The organism is Geomonas diazotrophica (assembly GCF_018919385.1).
GTDB lineage: Bacteria > Desulfobacterota > Desulfuromonadia > Geobacterales > Geobacteraceae > Geomonas > Geomonas diazotrophica.
Genome location: NZ_JAHLMF010000002.1, coordinates 60125 through 76956 on the forward strand (window position 1 = coordinate 60125; position 16832 = coordinate 76956).

Below are 16832 nucleotides of genomic sequence, written 5' to 3' on the forward strand. Positions count from 1 at the left end.
TCTCAGACCACGAGCCGGACCAGGTCCGGGACGGTCCGGGCGGCAAGCGGCGCGGGGCAGACATAGTCCCCGTCCAACTGCACGGCCTTGTCACCTGAGATTTCCAGCGCGAGGGCGTTGAAGCAGGTGACGTGACTGCTGAAGACGGCGGTGCCGTTCAAAAGCCCCAGCGCAAGCCCCAGGTAGGCGAGCCGGCCACCGGAAATGCAGAGCACCTGGAAGCCGGGGGCGAAGAGGTCGGCCTCCGGCGCCAGCCTGAAGTTCCCCCCGTACTTGGAGGCGTTGCAGACGATCACGCCGTGGCAGGTGACGTTCCTCTCCCCTGCGGTCACCGCAACTGTCGAGGCATCCCAGTTCCACAGGGTGCGCAGCGCGGACAGCACGTAGGCCCCCTTCCCCAGCGCCTTTTTCTCGGGCAGGCGCACGTCGCGCACCACCGCCCCGTCGAAGCCGACCCCCGCCATGAGGATGAACCGCCGGCGCTCCCCGCCGGCCACGATCTCACCGACGGAAATGGGGCGCGCATCGCCGTGGGCGAGGCGGTCCAAGGCATCGTCGACGGAGGTTATCTCCAGTTCGCGCGCGAGCACGTTCGACGTGCCCAGGGGGATCACGCCGAGGGTGGCCGCTCCCGGAGCCAGGCCGTTCAGCACGCCGTTGATGGTGCCGTCCCCACCGGCCACAACGATGAGCGGGTCGCTCTCCTCGCGGCAGAGGCGGGCGGCGAAGCGGGCCGGGTCGGCGGCGCTTTGGGTGGGGAGGAGCTCCGGCGCGAAACCACGCTCGGCAAGCCCCTTCATGATGCGTTCGATTTTTTGCGGCGAGTAGGTCCCCGATGTGGGGTTCACGATCAGGAAACAGCGTCTGGACAAGAGGTCACCTCATTGCTGCATGCTGGGCAAGCGAAATGGCAGAGCCGCGGGCGCGGCCCTCGGAAGGTAGCAAAAAGGTGCAAAGGTTACAACCGTTTTAGGCGCTACGATTAAGGCACCGCCCTGGTGCCCGATAGGTGGAGGGGGAGGAGCAAGGGTCGGGCTATTCCGGCAGTTTCGCCGGCTCGTCCTTCCCCTCCTTGTCCTGCAACTGGAGCTTGCGCATGTTCTCCAGCATGTCCTTGAGCCTCTTCTGCACCAGGAAGTTGACGGTCCCCTCGGGGTAGCCGCCGTCCTCGCCCGGCGTGCCGGCCGGCACGCCGGTGAGAATCTCGATCCCCTCATCGACATGGGACACGCTCCAGATGTGGAACATCCCGTCCGAGACCGCCTGCACCACCTCGTCGTTCAGCATCAGGTTGTGTTCGTTGATCTTGGGGATGACCACCCCCTGCTCGCCGGTCAGCCCCTTGGCCTTGCAGACGGCGAAGAACCCCTCGATCTTGTAGTTCACCCCGCCGATGGGCTGGATCTGCCCATGCTGGTTCACGCTGCCGGTGACGGCGATCCCCTGCTTCACGGCAAGCCCGGAGAAGGCGGAGAGGAGCCCGTAGAGTTCGGCCGAGGAGGCGCTGTCCCCTTCGATCCCCTCGTAGGACTGCTCGAAGCAGATGTGGGCGGAGAAGGAAAGCGGCTGCTCCTGCCCGAACTTCCCGGCCAGATAGCCGGTCAGGATCAGCACCCCCTTGTCGTGGATCGGGCCGGAGAGCTTCACCTCGCGCTCGATGTTGACCATGCCGGCGCGCCCCTGGGAGACGCGGATGGTGAGGCGCGAGGGCCTGCCGAAGCTGTAATCCCCCATGGTGATCACGGAGAGGCCGTTGATCTGCCCCACGACGCTCCCCTTGGTGTCGCACAGGATCACCCCCTTGGCCAAGTACTCGTGGATCCTCTCCTCGATGCGGTTGGAGCGGTAGGTCTTCTCCTGGATCGCCCGCTTGACCCAGCTGCGGTCAACCACCTGCGCACCGCAGCGCTTGGCCCAGAAGCTCGCTTCCCGGATCAGGTCCGAGAGCTCCATGAACTGGGAGGAGAGCCGGTCCTGGTCCTCCACAAGGCGCGAGGCGTGCTCAAGGAGCGCGGCCACCCCGGTGGGGTCGAAGGGGAGCAGGCCTTCCTTGCAGCAGTGGGCCGCGACGAACAGGGCGTAATCCTGCATCACCTCCGGGGTCCGGTTGATCTGGCTGTCGAAGTCCGCCTTGACCTTGAAGAACTTGCGGTAGTCGGGCTCAAGGTAGTAGAGCAGGTAGTAGATCCAGAGCGATCCGATCATGATGATCTTGGCGGTAAGCGGTATCGGCTCGGGCTTGAGCGACACCACGGTCATGAAGCGGTACTGCTCCAGGACGTCCTCGATCTTGATCTCCATGTTCCTGATGCAGCGTTTGAGCGATTCCCAGGCGAAGGGGTTGATCAGCACCTCGCGCGCGTCCAGGATGAGGTAGCCGCCGTTGGCGCGGTGCAGCGCGCCGGGCTTGATCAGGGTGAAGTTGGTGGTCGCCACCCCCCCCATCTGCATGATGTTTTCGATGCGCCCGAAGAGGTTGTTGTAGGTGGGGTTGGACTCGAAGACGATGGGGGCGCCGTTGTCCGGGTTGTTCTCCACCAGGACGTTCACCTCGTAGCGCTCGAAGGTGGGCTCCTGCTTGGGGATCTTGAGCCCCGGGATCTGCGGCGGGGCGACCTGCGGCTTGAAGTCCTCCAGGTTCAAGAGGAGGTCCTCCTGGACGCTCTCGAGGTATGCCTGGACCTTGCCAAAGCCCTGGTACTTCTCCTGGAGCGGGATCAGGTGGTGCCCCACCGCCGACAGTCCCAGCTCCCGGTCCAGCTGCGCCAGCGCGTCCCTGAGCGCCTTCTCGTTCTCGCGCACCTGGCGCAGCGCGTCGTTGAGCTTCTCGGTCAGCTCGCGCCCCACCGTGTCCAGCGTTTCCCGCTCCTCCTTCTCGAGCGTTTCGTACTCCTCCTGGGTAAAGTTGCGCCCCTCCTTCTGCGGCACGATCACCAGTCCGGAGACGGTTCGCTGCAGGGCGAAGCCCTTTTCACCCGCCTCCTGTTCCAGGTCGGAGAAGATCTCGCCGTTTTTTTCCTGGAACTGCTCGATGATGGAGACGCGGTTGGTCTCGTACTCCTTGCTCTCCAGTGCGGTGGGGACGTTGGCGCGCATGTAGTCCAACAGTTCGCGCATGTCCGCCGCGAACCCCCGCCCCATGCCGGCGGGGAGCGCGATGGCCAGGGGGGCGTCGGGGGCGTGGAAGTTGTTCACGTAGCACCAGTCGCTGGGGGGGCAGGTGTCCTTGACGAACTTCTTGAGCATCTGCCGGATGGTGGAGGTCCTGCCCGTGCCTGGTTCACCGGCGAGGTAGATGTTGAAGCCGTTGTTGGACATCCCGAGGCCGAAGTCGATGGCGGCCAGGGCCCGGTCCTGGGTGATGCTCCCCTCCAGGTTGGCTATCTCTTCGGTGGTCTTGAAATTAAAGAGGGCGGGATCGCAGACCCAGCGGAGCTTCTCTATGGGGACTCGGCAATCGGTTTCGGACACGGGAGCCTCCTTGCGAGCAACTGCAACGGTTAACTGTGCGGCAGGTGCGATTCGAGCAGCGCTTCGAACCGTTCTCCGGCCAAGGCTTTCAATTCCTTTACGGTGATCTCCTGCCGACACTCGAGGGTGAGCGAGGTGATGCGACACTCGGGCATGCCGCAGGGGTTGATGCTGCCAAAAGGTGACAGGTCCGCCGTCGCGTTGAGCGAGAAGCCGTGCATCGAGACCCAGCGCCTGACGCCGACGCCGATGGCGGCGATCTTACCGCGGGAGGTCCAGACGCCGGTCTTGCCCGGGACGGTGAAGCCTGCCACGCCGAGGCTGCCGCAGAGCTCCACCAGGAACTGTTCCAAAAAACGAAGGTAGCGGTGCAGGTCGCGCCCGCGCCGCCCCAGGTCGAGTATGGGGTATCCCACCAGTTGCCCCGGTCCGTGGTAGGTGACGTCGCCGCCGCGGTTCACGCGGTGCGCCTCTATCACCGGGTCGAGCACGTTGCCCGAATCGCCTCCGGCGCCGATGGTATAGACGGGGTGGTGTTCCAGAAGGAGCAGCGTCTCCGCCCCCCCCTTTTGCACCTCGAGGACCAGGCGCTCCTGCAGCGTGAGCGCCTCCCGGTAGTCGATCAATCCGGCATCGAGGACGACCATGTCAGCCGTGGATGGCGCGCTTGTCCAGGTCGAGCGCCGCCTCCTTCATCACCTCGGAGAGGGTGGGATGGGCGTGCACGGTGAGGGCGATGTCCTCGCCGCTGCCGCCAAAGGCCATCACGGTGACCGCCTCGGCGATCATGTCCGAGGCGCGCGGCCCCAGGATGTGCACACCGAGCAGCCGCCCCCCTTCCGCCTCGGTGAGGAGCTTGACGAACCCTTCGGTCTCGTCCATGCACTTCGCGCGGCCGTTGGCGATGAAGCTGAACTTGCCTGACTTGTAGGCGATCCCCTCTTCCTTGAGCGACTCCTCGGTTTTTCCCACCGAGGCCGCCTCGGGCCAGGTGTAGCAGACCCCCGGGATGCAGCCGTAATCGACCTGGCTCGGTTCGCCGTGCATCCTTTCCACGCAGACCGCCCCCTCCTCCATCGCCTTGTGCGCCAGCATGGGACCTGCGACCAGGTCGCCGATGGCGTAGATCCCGGCGACGTTGGTGGCGTAGTCGGCATCGACACGGATGCGGCTGCCATCCATGGCGATCCCCAACCCTTCGAGATTCAGCCCCGCTGTGAGCGGCCTGCGCCCCACCGCCACCAGGACCTTGTCGCAGGAGATCTCCGTGGCCCCCCCCTCGGCCTCGACGCGCGCCACGAGCTTGCCGTCCTTTTTTTCCACCCCGGCCACCTTGCCCCCCAGCATGAAGGTCATCCCCTGCTTCTTCAGGGAACGCAGCAGGGCTTCGGCCACCTGGCCGTCGCTGCCGGCCACCAGCCTGGGGAGGAGCTCCACGACGGTCACCTTGGCACCCAGGCGCAGCCAGACCGAACCGAGCTCCAGGCCGATGTAGCCGCCCCCCACCACCAGCAGATGCTCAGGGACCGCCGGGAAGGAGAGCGCCTCGCGCGCGCTCACCACCGACTCGCCGTCGAAGGGAAGCGCCGGGATCTGCACCGCTTCGCTCCCCGTGGCGATGATCACCTTCTTGCCGCTGACCACCTTGGTCTCCTCGCCTTTCACCTCGACCCGGTGCGTACCGTTCTCGGGTGAGAGCAGCGTCGCGGTACCGAGGAAGCTGACGATCTTGTTTTTCTTGAAGAGGAAGGCGATGCCGTCGGTGAGCTTCTTCACCACGTCTTCCTTGCGCGCCATCATCTGCCCGAGGTTGAGGGTCGGAGGCTGCACCTCTATGCCATGGGCGGCGAAGCGGTCCTTGGCCAGGTGATAGAGCTCGCTGGAGTCGAGGAGAGCCTTGCTGGGGATGCATCCCTCGTTCAGGCAGACGCCCCCCATGGAGCCGCGCTTTTCCACCACGGCCACCTTCATGCCCAGTTGCGCCCCCCTGATGGCGGCGACATAACCGCCGGGGCCGGCGCCGATGACTATGAGATCGAAAATTTCTTCAGACATCTTTTCCCTCCGATGATTCCCCCCTCCTCTTGCGGGAGGGGGAGGCTACCCCAAATGCAGACGGCCACTCAGCATTCCAGCAGCATCTCCTCCGGGTCCTCGATGTATTCCTTGACCCGCTTCAAAAAGCCGACCGCGCCCTTGCCGTCGACGATGCGGTGGTCGTAGGAGAGGGCCAGGTACATCATGGGACGGACCACGACCTGGCCGTCCACCACCACCGCGCGATCCTGGATGTTGTGCATGCCGAGCACGCCGGACTGGGGCGGGTTGAGGATGGGGGTGGAGAGCATGGAGCCGTAGATGCCGCCGTTGGAGATGGTGAAGGTCCCTCCCTCGAGGTCGGAGAGGGCGATCCGGTTGCTGCGCACCTTCTCCGCGAAGTCCGCGATGGCCTGCTCGATCTGCGCCAGGCTCAGTTTCTCGGCACCCCTCAACACCGGCACCACCAGCCCGCGCTCGCCCCCGACCGCGATGCCGATGTCGCAGTAGTTGTGGTAGACGATGTCGTCCCCCTCGATGCTGCCGTTCACTTCCGGGAACTCCTGCAAAGCGGCGCAGCAGGCGCGCACGAAGAGGGACATGAACCCGAGCTTCACGTTGTGGCGCGTCTGGAAGTGGTCGCCGTGCTTCTTGCGCAGTTTGATGACCTCGCTCATGTCCACCTCGTTGAAGGTGGTGAGCATGGCGGTGTGCTGGCGCACCGAGACCAGGCGCTCGGCGATGCGTTTTCTGATCTGCGACATCGGTTTGCGCACCACGCGTCCCGACGCATCGGCCGGCTCCTGTGCAGGTTTGGGCGCTGCGGCGGGGGGCGCCGGCGGAACCGATGCGGCGGGAGCCGTGACGGGTTCCGCCACCTCCTGCCGTGTCCCCTGCGCCTTGATGAGGTCGGCGTTGGTTATGCGGCCGCCGCGACCGCTCCCCTGGACGTCGGCGGGTTCGACTCCCAGTTCGCGCGCAAGCTTTCTTCCCGAGGGTGACATGGGAGCGGCAGCCCCAGGCTTGGCCTCGGGCTTGGGTTCTGGCTTGACCTCTGGCTTGACCTCTGGCTTGACCTCAGGCTTGACCTCAGGCTTGACCTCAGGCTTGGCTTCAGGCTTGGCCTCAGGCTTGGCGGCGGCAGCGGTTTCGGCACCTTGCTTCGCGGGTTCAGCACCCGGGCCGCGGGCATCGATACTGCCGATGACCGCACCGATCTTCACCGTCTCTCCCTCTGCCGCCGTGATGCTCAGTACGCCGTCCGCCTCGGAGGTGACTTCGAGGGTGATCTTGTCGGTCTCGATCTCGCAGAGCGGCTCGTCCTTGGCGACCACATCTCCCGCCTTCTTGAGCCACCTGGCTATCACCGCCTCGTAGACCGACTCGCCGACCGCCGGAACCTTGATATCCATTCGCTTCTCCCTTAACAGCTGTTCTACGTTCTACGTTCTAAGTTCCACGTTAACGCCTCTAACTACTCGTTCCACCTTCTGCTTTGGAAGGCACCGCTTTGTTTCGAACCAATTGTGGAATCGGCTTGCGGGATGAACGTAGAACCTGGAGTGTAGAACTTAGAACATAGAACGTGTTTCAGATTTTCAGAGCTTCGTCTACGATGCGCTCCTGCTCGACACGGTCCAAACGGTGCGATCCGGAGGCGGGTGCTGCGGCATCGGGACGTCCGACGTACCTCGGCACGGTCCCCAAAAGCTCGAAAAGGGGCTCGTGAATGAAGCGCCAGGCCCCCATGTTGCGCGGCTCCTCCTGGACCCAGGTGAAACGGGCCCCGGCAGGATAACGTTGCAGCTCGTCCCGCAACTGCTCGACGGGAAGCGGATAGAACTGCTCGATCCGCAGCAGCGCATGCCCCTGCAACTGGTCCTTCCTCATCCGCCCCAAGAGATCGTAGTAGATCTTGCCGCTGCAGATCATTACCTGGCGCACCGACTCGCCCACTGCCGGCTCGGCGATCACCTCGCGGAAACTGCCGGAGCTCAGCTCCTCCAGCCGCGAGGCACAGTCCGGATGGCGCAACAGGCTCTTCGGGGTGAAGAGGATCAGCGGCTTGCGGAAGGGTTGCAGCATCTGACGGCGCAGCACGTGGAAGAGCTGGGCCGGGGTGGTGGGATAGACCACCTGGATGTTACCCGCCGCGGCGAGTTCCAAAAAGCGCTCGATGCGGGCGCTGGAGTGTTCCGCCCCCTGTCCCTCGTAGCCGTGCGGCAGCATCAGCACGAGCCCGCTGGAGCGCTCCCACTTCGCCTCGCCGCTCACCAGGAACTGGTCGATGATGACCTGGGCACCGTTGACGAAATCGCCGTACTGGGCCTCCCAGATGGTGAGCGCTTCGGGGGCCTCGAGCGAATAGCCGTACTCGAAACCGAGCACCGAGAATTCTGCCAGCATGCTGTCAAAGGCGAAGAAACGCGCCCCCTTGTCCGGCACGCTGCAAAGCGGCAGGTAGGAGTTCCCGGTCTCCTGGTCGAAGAGCGATGAGTGACGATGGCTGAAGGTGCCGCGGCGCACGTCCTGCCCGGACAGCCGCACCGAGACGCCCGAGGAGAGGAGCGAGGCGTAGGCGAGGGCCTCTGCGTTCCCCCAGTCCAGCGGTCCCCCCTTGATGACGGCGTCGCGGCGTTTCTGAAGCACGGCGGCCACCTTCGGGTGCGGGTGGAACCCCTCGGGGATGCGGGCAAGCTGCTCGGAAAGTTCCAGGAGGGTGGCGGCTTCCACCGCGGTGGGGACCACCACCTTGGCGACGCCGGGCTTCATCCCGCTCCAGCGGGCCAGAAACGCAGACTCCACCGGTGCGGCCTGACGCTCGCCCGCCTGCGCCAGGCGCTGCACCACCTCGTTCTCGATCCCCTTCAGGTCCTCCTCGGCAAATCCCTCGCCGAGCAGCTCCATCTCGTAAAGGGAGTGCAACTGCGGACGGAGCTTGATCTGCTGGTACATGACCGGCTGGGTGAAATAGGGCTCGTCCCCTTCGTTGTGGCCGTGCCTGCGGTAGCAGATCACCTCGACCACCACGTCCTTGCGGTAGCGATCACGGTAGGCGACCGCCAGCTCGGTGACGTGCATCACCGCCTCGGCGTCGTCGCCGTAGACGTGGAACACCGGTGCCTGGACCATCTTCGCCACGTCGGTGGCGTAGTGACTGGAGCGGGCATCGGCGGCGCTGGTGGTGAAGCCGATCTGGTTGTTGAGAACGATGTGGAGGGTGCCGCCGGTCCGGTAGCCGGCCAGTTGCGAGAGGTTCAGCGTCTCGGCGACCACCCCCTGGCCTGAAAAGGCGGCATCGCCGTGGATCAAAAGCGGCAGCACCCGCGTCTCCCCCTCCTCGCCGATGCGGTCCTGACGGGCGCGGCATTTCCCCTGCACCACCGGGTCGATCGCCTCCAGGTGGCTCGGGTTGGATGTGAGGGTTAGATGCACGGAACCGCCACCTTCGACGGGAAGGTCGACCGAGAATCCCTTGTGGTACTTGACGTCACCCTCGCCTACCACGCCGTACTCCGCGTTATCGGAGAACTCGGCGAACATGTTCTCGTAGGGCATGCCGAAGATGTTGCAGAGGACGTTCAGGCGGCCGCGGTGCGGCATTCCGAAGACGACGTCGGTGACGCCCAGCGAGGCGGCCTTGGTGACGGCGGCATCGAGCAGGGGAATCAGGACGTCGCCCCCCTCAAGGGAGAACCTGGTCTGCCCCGGGAACCTCTTGTGCAGCTCCCGCTCGAACAGCGCGGCTTCCTTGAGCTTCTTGAGCAGGAGCAGCCGCTGCTCCGGTGTGAAGAAGCCGCGGTTCCCCCCCGGCTCCATGCGGTCGATGAGCCATTGGCGCTCGTCCGGGTCCTGCAGGTGCATGAATTCGACGCCGACCGAGCCGCAATAGGTGCTGCGCATCACCTGCAGGATCTCCTTCAGGGTCGCGCTGCGTCTCATGAAGCGTCTGGTGACGAAGGTCTTGTCGAGGTCGGCAGGGTCAAGCCCGAAGGCGGATAGGGAGAGCAGGGGATGCTCGATCTGGCAGGGGGAAAGGGGGTCGGTACAGGCCAGCAGGTGCCCGATGTCCCGGTAACGGTAGATGAGCGACTGGACCGCGGACTGTTTCAGCGCCTCGTCGCCCGCGAGGGCCTCGGCGCCGGCGGGACGCGCCTCCGCGAGCTCGAAGCCGGTGAAGAAAGCGCGCCATTCCTCGGAGAGCTGCTGAGGATTCTGTTTCCAAAGCTCGTACTGGCTCTCGATCCACTGGGGGGTCAGGTTTTCTAATATACCCATCTATCCGCTCCTTTTCATGAACACGTGAGAGTGTAGCAGATGGGTTGATCCTTTCAAGCCGAGCGTTTCTTGGCGTAGCGCCACACCTGTACCTTTTCCAGGGTGATCATGCCGCCGTCCATCATCCCCTCAACGGTGGGGAGGACCGCCTCCACCCGCGTCCTATCGTCGACCACCTCGATCACCATGGGGAGGTCCGTTGAGAGCCGCAGCAGGCGGTCCGTGTGGTACATGCTGTGCGCCCCGAACCCGGCCACACCGCGCAGCACCGTGGCACCGGCAAAGCCCTCGCTGCGGAACAGTTCCACCAGTGCCTCGTAGAGCGGGATGTGCTTGTACTTGTCGCGTTCTCCAATGAAGATCCTGAGCAGCACCTGCTCGCCGAGCATCCCATTTCTGTCACTCTCCAGGCTCATGTCCCTGTCCTTCATGTGTCGCTCCTTCGGGAAAATAGTTGTAAAGTCCGGTTCCACGGTAGATCCTCCCCCCTGCCGACCGTCCCCCTCCGGGGAGAGGAGCCCAGGCGGTGTCGACCCGCTCGAGATGCTCGGGGAGGTATCGGCTCAAGCGAGATCGCCCCCTGCCCCTTCCTCGGCCTTAAGCTACAGCCAACGCGCCACCATGATCCCCAGCCAGGTGCAGGCAAGGCAGGACACGACGCTCAGCATGATGTTGGCAAAGGCAAGCAGCAGGGCTCCCTCCTCGATGAGGCGGAAGGTCTCCAGGCTGAAGGTGGAGAAAGTGGTAAGCCCGCCGAGAAATCCTACGGTGAGGGCAAAGCGCAGCGTGGGGGGAACGAGGGCGCTCCTGATGGAGAACTCCATGATGAGCCCGATCAGGAACGCGCCGATGACGTTGACGGCAAGGGTGCCATAGGGGAAGGCGTTGCCGCAGATCCGGTAAACGAAGCCGGAGAGAAAATAGCGCGACAAGCAGCCGAGAGCGCCCAAGAGGGCTATGTAGAGTGCCTGCTCCATTGCAAAAAAACCGTAGGGTGATCAGAAAGCCCAGCCGACCCTCACGCCGAAGATATCGGACGAGGAATCGGGCTGAAAGTACGCGGTCCCCTGCACCATCTTGGGATCGGACCGCCGGAAACGGAACCCTTCGTAGAGAAGGGCCACGGTCAGGGAGCGATAGCTGACACCCGCCTCGGCGAACCCGCTCCACCTCCCCTTGGGGTGGAAGGTGGTGTCGCCGCTACCCTCGAAGTCGACGGTGTTCCCCACGTAGAAGGGATACTTGGCGCCCCCCCCGGCAGTGAACTTTACCCCTCCCGCAGAGGCCACAGAGCGGGCGCCCAGGCGGCAGTACCCCAGGTTCCAGGCCTCGGTATAGCCGGTGACCCGGGTACCGTCCGAAGTAGTGCTGTCCTGCAGGTCCCTGAGCCAGTAGCGGTAGCCGATGCCGCCGAACGGCTCGAGGACGATGTTCGCCGGGTGCAGACGGTAGCCCAGGTCCACTTCGGCATTGGTGCCGAGGTAGGTGACGCGGGTGTGTACCGGAGTCGAATCCGGCGCCTGCGTCTCACCGCGGTAGCCGACCTCGGAACCGAACAGTTCCCCCTTGCCCCTCAAGGTGAAGGAGGAATCGATGACGGCACCGACCCGGGCGCCCACGGAGAAGAGGGCACCCTCTTCCTTGAGGAGCCTCCGGCCGTTGATGCGCTCCTGCCAGGTGAAGTACTGCGTTGAAAAGTACGGCGTCAGCTCTTCCATTGTTCCCGCTGCGGCAGGCAGGGCGCAGCAAAGGACGATGACGGCGGCCAGGAGTGTCCTCATTGCGTCCTCACGATCAGGCAGGGGTCTCTTCCTTTTTCTTGCGCGGCGCCCGCGGCTTCTTGGGCTTCTCCTCCGACGCTGCGGCGGGCTCTGCGGCCTTTCTGGCGCGCTTGGCGGGAGCTTTCTCCTTGGCAGGCACCGCCTCGGCGGGCTTTGTCTCGGCAGCGGGGGCAGCTGTACCGGAACCGTTGGGCGCCTTCCCCTGCTTCGGCCCCTTGGCCGCCTTGGCTTTTCCAGGCTCTGCAGGCTCCTTGGCGGCCTTGGCCGCCTTGGGCTCTTTTGCCTGTTTCGGTGCTTTGGCTTCCTTGGGTGCGGCGGTTTCCGTGGCTTCCGTGGCTTCCTTGGGCTTTTTGGCAGCTTTGGCAGCCTTGGGCTTCGGAGCCGGCGTCTCGGTTACAGCCGGGGCGGGAGCCGATGCCGGTGCCTTGGTTGCGGCGCCCTTTGCGCCCCTTCCCTTTTTCGCCTGTACCGGTTTTTCCTGCGGTGCGTCCGCTGCGGCAGCGGGTGCCGCCGGCGTCGCGCCGGTCTCGGTGACGGCCTTGGTCTTGCGCGGGGTGCGCGCCTTCTTCTCCGGCTTGGCAGCCTCGACGGGCGCGGGCTCGCTCGCCTGCGAACGCTGCTCGGCAGGCGCCTCGGCCGGGGCGCTCATGGCCGCCACGCTTGCGACCGCCGCCTCGGGAGCACCATCAGCTGCGGCTCCCTTGCCGCGGCCCCTCCTCTTGCGCGCGGGCTTCTTCTCGCCTGGCTCTCCGCCCGGAGCGGCACCCTCGGCAACGGGTACGGCCTCCGCCGAAACGGCGGCTGCCGGCACCTCGCTGGCAGCATGCGGGGCCTCCCCCGGCGTCTGCTCGCCAGCCGCTTCGTGCCCTCCCTTGCCGCGCCGTCTCTTGCGGCGACGTTTCTTCTTCACCTCTTCGCCCGGCTCAGCGTGCGCCTGCTCCGCGTCTTGCGCCGCGGGCTGTTCCAGCACCGCGCCCGGCTCGGTAAGCTCGGCGGGGACTCCGCCAGCGAGCTCGACCATCGCCTCGCCGGAAGTGGCCGCATGCTCGGCGCCACCCTCGGCAGCTCCACCCTTGCCGCGCTTTCTCTTGCGCCGGCGCTTCTTCTTGTGTTCCTCCGGCTCCGACTCCAGCGTCACCACGTGCTCCGCGCCGCTTGGCTCCTCGATAACCGCGATGGGCACCGCCTCGGCGTGCTGCGCAGCCTCCGGCTCCTGTGCCTTCTTCCCTCTCTTCTTTTTCTTGCGCCCTTCGGCCGGCTCGGCGGCCAGCTGCTCTTCCTTGGCCGGGGCCTTCCCCTGGAACGGTTTTTCCTGCGGCAGATCCTCCTGCGGCAGCTTCTCCCGCTTGATCAGTTCGAGCTCCATCTGGTTCAGCAAGTAGGAAGGCTTCCCCTTGACCGTCACCTCGATGTCGTAGTCGTTCTCGATCTGGGAGAGCTCGTGACGCTTGCGGTTCAGCAGGTAATAAGCGACTTCGAGCGGCAGGCTCCCCACCACCTCGCCGATGGTCCCCTTGGCGGCGGCAGCATGCACCTTCCTCAGGAAGGAAAGCGCCATCGCCTCGACCGACTTCACCTTCCCCCTACCGTCGCAGTGGGGACACTCGAGGGTGCTGGCCTGGTTCAGGGTCTGGCGGATGCGCTGGCGGGACATCTCCAGGAGCCCGAACTCCGAGATGCGCGCCACGTTCACCCGGGCCTTGTCCGCCTTGAGCGCGTTCTTCAGGGTCTTCTCCACCTCGGCGTTATGCTTTCTGTCGCGCATGTCGATGAAGTCGATGACGATGAGCCCCCCAAGGTCGCGCAGCCGCAACTGGCGCGCCGCCTCCTCGGCGGCCTCCAGGTTGGTCTTGAACGCGGTGTCCTCGACCCCCTTCTCGCCGGTGGACTTTCCGGAGTTGACGTCGATGGAGACCAGGGCCTCGGTGGGCTCGATGAAGATGGAGCCCCCCGACTTGAGCGGCACCTTCTTCTCGTAGATCAGGTCGATCTGCTCCTCCAACTGGTAACGGGAGAAGATGGGACGCTTCTCCTGGTGCATCTTGACCAGCTTCTCGAAGTCCGGGTCGATCTCCTTGAGCGCGTCGCGCACGTCCTTGAAGACGTCCTTGCTGTCGACCAGGACCTCGTCGATGTCCGAGGAGAAATAGTCGCGGATGGTCCGGATGATCAGCGCGGACTCCTGGTAGGCCATGCCGGCCCCCTTCATCCCCGCCCCTCTCTCCCGGATCCCCTCGTACAGGGCAATCAGGCTGTCCAGGTCCTTTTGCAACTCGTCGCGGGTGCGCCCCATGGCCTCGGTGCGGATGATGTAGCCGTACCCCTGCGGGATGGTCATCTCGGCGATGATTTCCTTGAGCTTCTTGCGCTCACCCTCGGCTTCCACCTTGCGGGAAATGCCGGCCGAGTCACTCCCCGGCATCAGCACCATGTAGCGCCCCGGCAGCGAGATGTAGGTGGTGAGGGCCGAGCCCTTGTTGTCGCGCTCACCCTTCTCGACCTGGACGATCAGCTCCTGCCCCCTTCTCAGCACCTCCTGGATGCGGGGACGGCGGTGGCGCTGCTCCTCGGGGATGTCGTCACGCCATTTCCAGTTCTCCGGGTGCAGCTCGCCCATCTGAAGAAAGCCCAGCTTTTTCAGGCCGATGTCCACGAAGGCGGCCTGCAGCCCCGGCTCTACGCGGACCACCACCCCCTTGTAGATATTGCCGCGCGTCTGTTCGTTGCCGGCGATCTCGACATCCAGGTCCACCAGGCGTCCGTCCTCGACGATCGCCACCCGCGCCTCTTCAGCGTGAAGCGCATTGATCAGCATCTTCTTTGACATAGATTCTTTGTTCCCTTTCCTTTAGGGGCCGCGTGAGCCGGTCGCATCAGGACCAAGGCAGCATTCGCGCCCAGTTTGTTATCACGCCGGCGGGAGCCGGTCGTTTCTTCTCTATATGCATCCCCGATAAGGAGCCGGGGCTGGCAAGATTAATGAAAACCGAGTGATTATAGCAGAGTTTTTTTCTCCCGCACCATAAAAAAGCATAGTGACCACGCGGCATTGTCCTGCGCCGGCGCTCCCCGCCAACCCTTTTCATCGTGTGGGCGCCCTCCACATGAGGACAAGGCGGCAACAGCGCACATGAAATGTGACGCAATTTCAGATGGTTGCCGCCGAGACCCGCCGTCCGCGCCACCGCAAAATCAGACCGCGTCGCCGTATATGCGCCCGGCGAAGCGTGCGAAAAAAGGGGAGCACTACCCACCCTTCCCGCGGGAAGAGGCGCCCCCCTCCCCATGACCGCCGTCGCGAGTATCGCCGCAAATAGCTATTTATGACGCTCAAGAATTGTGCTATGGATTCATGAGCGGCCGCCTCGGCCGGATCACCCCCGGAAGGTACCGCCATGCAGGGAATCAAAATCGACGTTACCGCGCTCAACCCCATCTACCTCGAAATGGGAGCGGCGGTCCAGGACTGCCAGCGGATCGAGCTTTACATCTCGTTCATCGTGACGCTCCTGATCGACCTGAGCGACGGCGACCTGACCGAGCAGGAATTCCTGGGCACCATGGAATCTCTGGGAGCCCAGACCTTGGGGCGCCTCATGGAGGAGATCAAGCAGAAGGTCGGCTTCACCGACCAGTCGGTGTACGCGCTCAGAAAGGCGCTCAAGGCCAGGAACTTCCTGATCCACCGTTTCTACAACGAGCGCTCCGACCTATTGCTGACCAACGAGGGGCGCGAAAAGGCGCTCCGTGAAATCCGCGCCAAGAGGGCGGAGCTCAACACTGCCAACGCCATGCTCGATCCCGTCATGAAGGACCTGATCAGGCTGAAGGGTATCGATATGGACCAGTTCAGGACGGAACTGGAACAACGATTCGAAACGTAAAGAGGATCCACAAGGAGATTTAGTAGATGCTGCGCGATTCTCAGACCATCGGCACCATGGCCCACGTCATCCAGCTCTCGGTAGCCCCCGTTTTCCTGCTCACCGCGATAGGGACCATGCTGAGCGTGATGACCAACCGCCTGGCGCGCGTCATCGACCGCGCCCGTTTCCACGAGGCGAAGCTGGAGAATGCCGCTCCCGACGCGGTCCCCCGGCTGCACGCTGCGCTCGCCGTACTGAAGCGCCGCGCCGACCTGATCGGGCACGCGATCTTTCTGTGCACCGCCACCGCAGTCCTCGTCTGCACCGTGATCGCCATGCTCTTCATAGGCGACTACCTGCGCTACGACATCTCGCTCCCGGTCGCCCTTTTGTTCATCGTCGGCATGATCCTCATGGTGTCCGGGCTGGTCTGTTTCCTGCGCGAGATCTTCATAGCCAAGGCGAGCCTCCAGATCGGCCCGAACCAGGATGTCAACCGGCGCCACTGAGGGCGCCAAGGAGGTCGCAGATGACACCCGAGCTCGCCGCCACCGTCCCCGTCTTCGACAGCCACTTCCACATCATCGACCGCCGCTTTCCCCTGGTGGAAAACCAGGGTTTCCTCCCCGACGACTTCACCTGCCGCGACTACCTGCAGCGCACCGCCGGCGTGAACCTCGCGGGCGGCGCCATCGTCTCGGGTTCGTTCCAGGCCCTGGACCAGTCCTACCTGGAGGACGCCCTCGCCACCCTGGGAACAGATTTCGTGGGCGTGACCCAGCTTCCGGTCGGGGTGAGCGACGACGAGGTGCTGCGCCTGAACGGGCTGGGCGTGCGCGCGGTGCGCTTCAACATCAAGCGCGGCGGTTCGGAAGGAATAGAGCACCTGGACCGGATGGCACGCCGGGTCCACGAACTGGCAGGGTGGCACGTGGAGCTCTACGTCGACTCCCGCGAACTCCCCGGGCTCGCCCCCATGCTGGTCGGGCTTCCCGCGGTCAGCATCGACCACCTGGGGCTCTCCGCGACCGGCCTTCCGGCCCTGCTGTCGCTGGTGGAGCGGGGTGTTCGCGTAAAAGCGACCGGCTTCGGCAGGGTCGACTTCGACGTGGCCGGTGCCCTCCGGGACATCTGCCGCGCCAACCCCAACGCCCTCATGTTCGGCACCGACCTCCCCTCCACCCGCGCCCCCCGCCCCTACCGCGACGATGACCTGCGTCTCATACTGGACACGCTCGACCTGGATCTCGCCCGTAAAGTTCTTTGCCGAAATGCCATTGAGTTTTACCGCCCTGCGTCCAGCCACACCCTAGACTAATGAGCACTTCTTTACCATATTAGTCCAAAATAATTTTGACGTTTGTAGCTTTTTATATTAAAAACAAACGGCGTCCTACAC

The 16832-nt window shown here is 64.4% G+C and carries 13 protein-coding genes; 3 read left to right on the forward strand and 10 right to left on the reverse strand.

Translation table 11 applies throughout. The features are described from left to right. Positions 1-2: 2 nt before the first annotated feature. From KOM00_RS02505 to KOM00_RS02550, 10 genes are all read right to left on the reverse strand, one after another. Entirely contained in the window at positions 3-872 is an 870-nt protein-coding gene (locus KOM00_RS02505; protein WP_216497259.1) for a diacylglycerol/lipid kinase family protein, read from the reverse strand. 163 nt (positions 873-1035) lie between these two features. Continuing rightward, on the reverse strand, positions 1036-3471 hold the full coding sequence (locus KOM00_RS02510; RefSeq protein ID WP_216497260.1) for a Lon protease family protein: 2436 nt from the start codon (positions 3469-3471) through the stop codon (positions 1036-1038). A gap of 29 nt (positions 3472-3500) precedes the next feature. Next, positions 3501-4118, reverse strand: coding sequence for a lipoyl(octanoyl) transferase LipB (gene lipB / locus KOM00_RS02515; RefSeq protein ID WP_216497261.1), 618 nt, complete (start codon positions 4116-4118; stop codon positions 3501-3503). Between the two features lies 1 nt (position 4119). After that, positions 4120-5526, reverse strand: coding sequence for a dihydrolipoyl dehydrogenase (gene lpdA / locus KOM00_RS02520; protein WP_216497262.1), 1407 nt, complete (start codon positions 5524-5526; stop codon positions 4120-4122). 68 nt (positions 5527-5594) lie between these two features. Next, complete coding sequence (gene odhB, locus KOM00_RS02525; RefSeq protein ID WP_216497263.1) at positions 5595-6920, reverse strand: 2-oxoglutarate dehydrogenase complex dihydrolipoyllysine-residue succinyltransferase; 1326 nt, start codon at positions 6918-6920, stop codon at positions 5595-5597. A gap of 178 nt (positions 6921-7098) precedes the next feature. Next, positions 7099-9786: a 2-oxoglutarate dehydrogenase E1 component gene (locus KOM00_RS02530; protein ID WP_216497264.1), complete on the reverse strand. Its 2688-nt coding sequence runs from the start codon at positions 9784-9786 to the stop codon at positions 7099-7101. Positions 9787-9839: 53 nt separating this feature from the next. Continuing rightward, positions 9840-10217 carry a DUF190 domain-containing protein gene (locus KOM00_RS02535; RefSeq protein ID WP_216497265.1) on the reverse strand — a complete coding sequence of 126 codons (378 nt, stop codon included), beginning with the start codon at positions 10215-10217 and terminating at the stop codon, positions 9840-9842. Between the two features lie 171 nt (positions 10218-10388). Continuing rightward, complete coding sequence (gene crcB / locus KOM00_RS02540) at positions 10389-10763, reverse strand: fluoride efflux transporter CrcB (RefSeq protein ID WP_216497266.1); 375 nt, start codon at positions 10761-10763, stop codon at positions 10389-10391. 21 nt (positions 10764-10784) lie between these two features. Continuing rightward, a complete protein-coding gene (locus KOM00_RS02545) occupies positions 10785-11567 on the reverse strand; it encodes a hypothetical protein (RefSeq protein ID WP_216497267.1) in 783 nt (260 codons plus the stop codon). A gap of 13 nt (positions 11568-11580) precedes the next feature. Beyond that, a complete protein-coding gene (locus KOM00_RS02550; protein WP_216497268.1) occupies positions 11581-14394 on the reverse strand; it encodes an Rne/Rng family ribonuclease in 2814 nt (937 codons plus the stop codon). A gap of 568 nt (positions 14395-14962) precedes the next feature. On the opposite strand from KOM00_RS02550, the gene KOM00_RS02555 reads away from it, so the two are divergent. Genes KOM00_RS02555 through KOM00_RS02565 form a run of 3 tightly spaced genes read left to right on the forward strand, consistent with a single transcriptional unit; the run spans position 14963 to position 16751 of the window. Continuing rightward, entirely contained in the window at positions 14963-15451 is a 489-nt protein-coding gene (locus KOM00_RS02555; protein ID WP_216497269.1) for a hypothetical protein, read from the forward strand. A 26-nt stretch (positions 15452-15477) separates the two neighbouring features. Continuing rightward, a complete protein-coding gene (locus tag KOM00_RS02560) occupies positions 15478-15942 on the forward strand; it encodes a DUF2721 domain-containing protein (RefSeq protein ID WP_216497270.1) in 465 nt (154 codons plus the stop codon). 20 nt (positions 15943-15962) lie between these two features. Then, positions 15963-16751, forward strand: a complete 789-nt coding sequence (locus KOM00_RS02565; RefSeq protein ID WP_216497271.1) for an amidohydrolase family protein — start codon at positions 15963-15965, stop codon at positions 16749-16751. Positions 16752-16832 lie beyond the last annotated feature (81 nt).

Coding starts and splice junctions, on each gene's coding strand:
- lipB (WP_216497261.1), bottom strand. CDS start 4,118: ATGGTCGTCCTCGATGCCGGATTGATCGACTACCGGGAGGCGCTCACG.
- lpdA (WP_216497262.1), bottom strand. CDS start 5,526: ATGTCTGAAGAAATTTTCGATCTCATAGTCATCGGCGCCGGCCCCGGC.
- odhB (WP_216497263.1), bottom strand. CDS start 6,920: ATGGATATCAAGGTTCCGGCGGTCGGCGAGTCGGTCTACGAGGCGGTG.
- KOM00_RS02530 (WP_216497264.1), bottom strand. CDS start 9,786: ATGGGTATATTAGAAAACCTGACCCCCCAGTGGATCGAGAGCCAGTAC.
- KOM00_RS02535 (WP_216497265.1), bottom strand. CDS start 10,217: ATGAAGGACAGGGACATGAGCCTGGAGAGTGACAGAAATGGGATGCTC.
- crcB (WP_216497266.1), bottom strand. CDS start 10,763: ATGGAGCAGGCACTCTACATAGCCCTCTTGGGCGCTCTCGGCTGCTTG.
- KOM00_RS02545 (WP_216497267.1), bottom strand. CDS start 11,567: ATGAGGACACTCCTGGCCGCCGTCATCGTCCTTTGCTGCGCCCTGCCT.
- KOM00_RS02550 (WP_216497268.1), bottom strand. CDS start 14,394: ATGTCAAAGAAGATGCTGATCAATGCGCTTCACGCTGAAGAGGCGCGG.
- KOM00_RS02555 (WP_216497269.1), top strand. CDS start 14,963: ATGCAGGGAATCAAAATCGACGTTACCGCGCTCAACCCCATCTACCTC.
- KOM00_RS02560 (WP_216497270.1), top strand. CDS start 15,478: ATGCTGCGCGATTCTCAGACCATCGGCACCATGGCCCACGTCATCCAG.
- KOM00_RS02565 (WP_216497271.1), top strand. CDS start 15,963: ATGACACCCGAGCTCGCCGCCACCGTCCCCGTCTTCGACAGCCACTTC.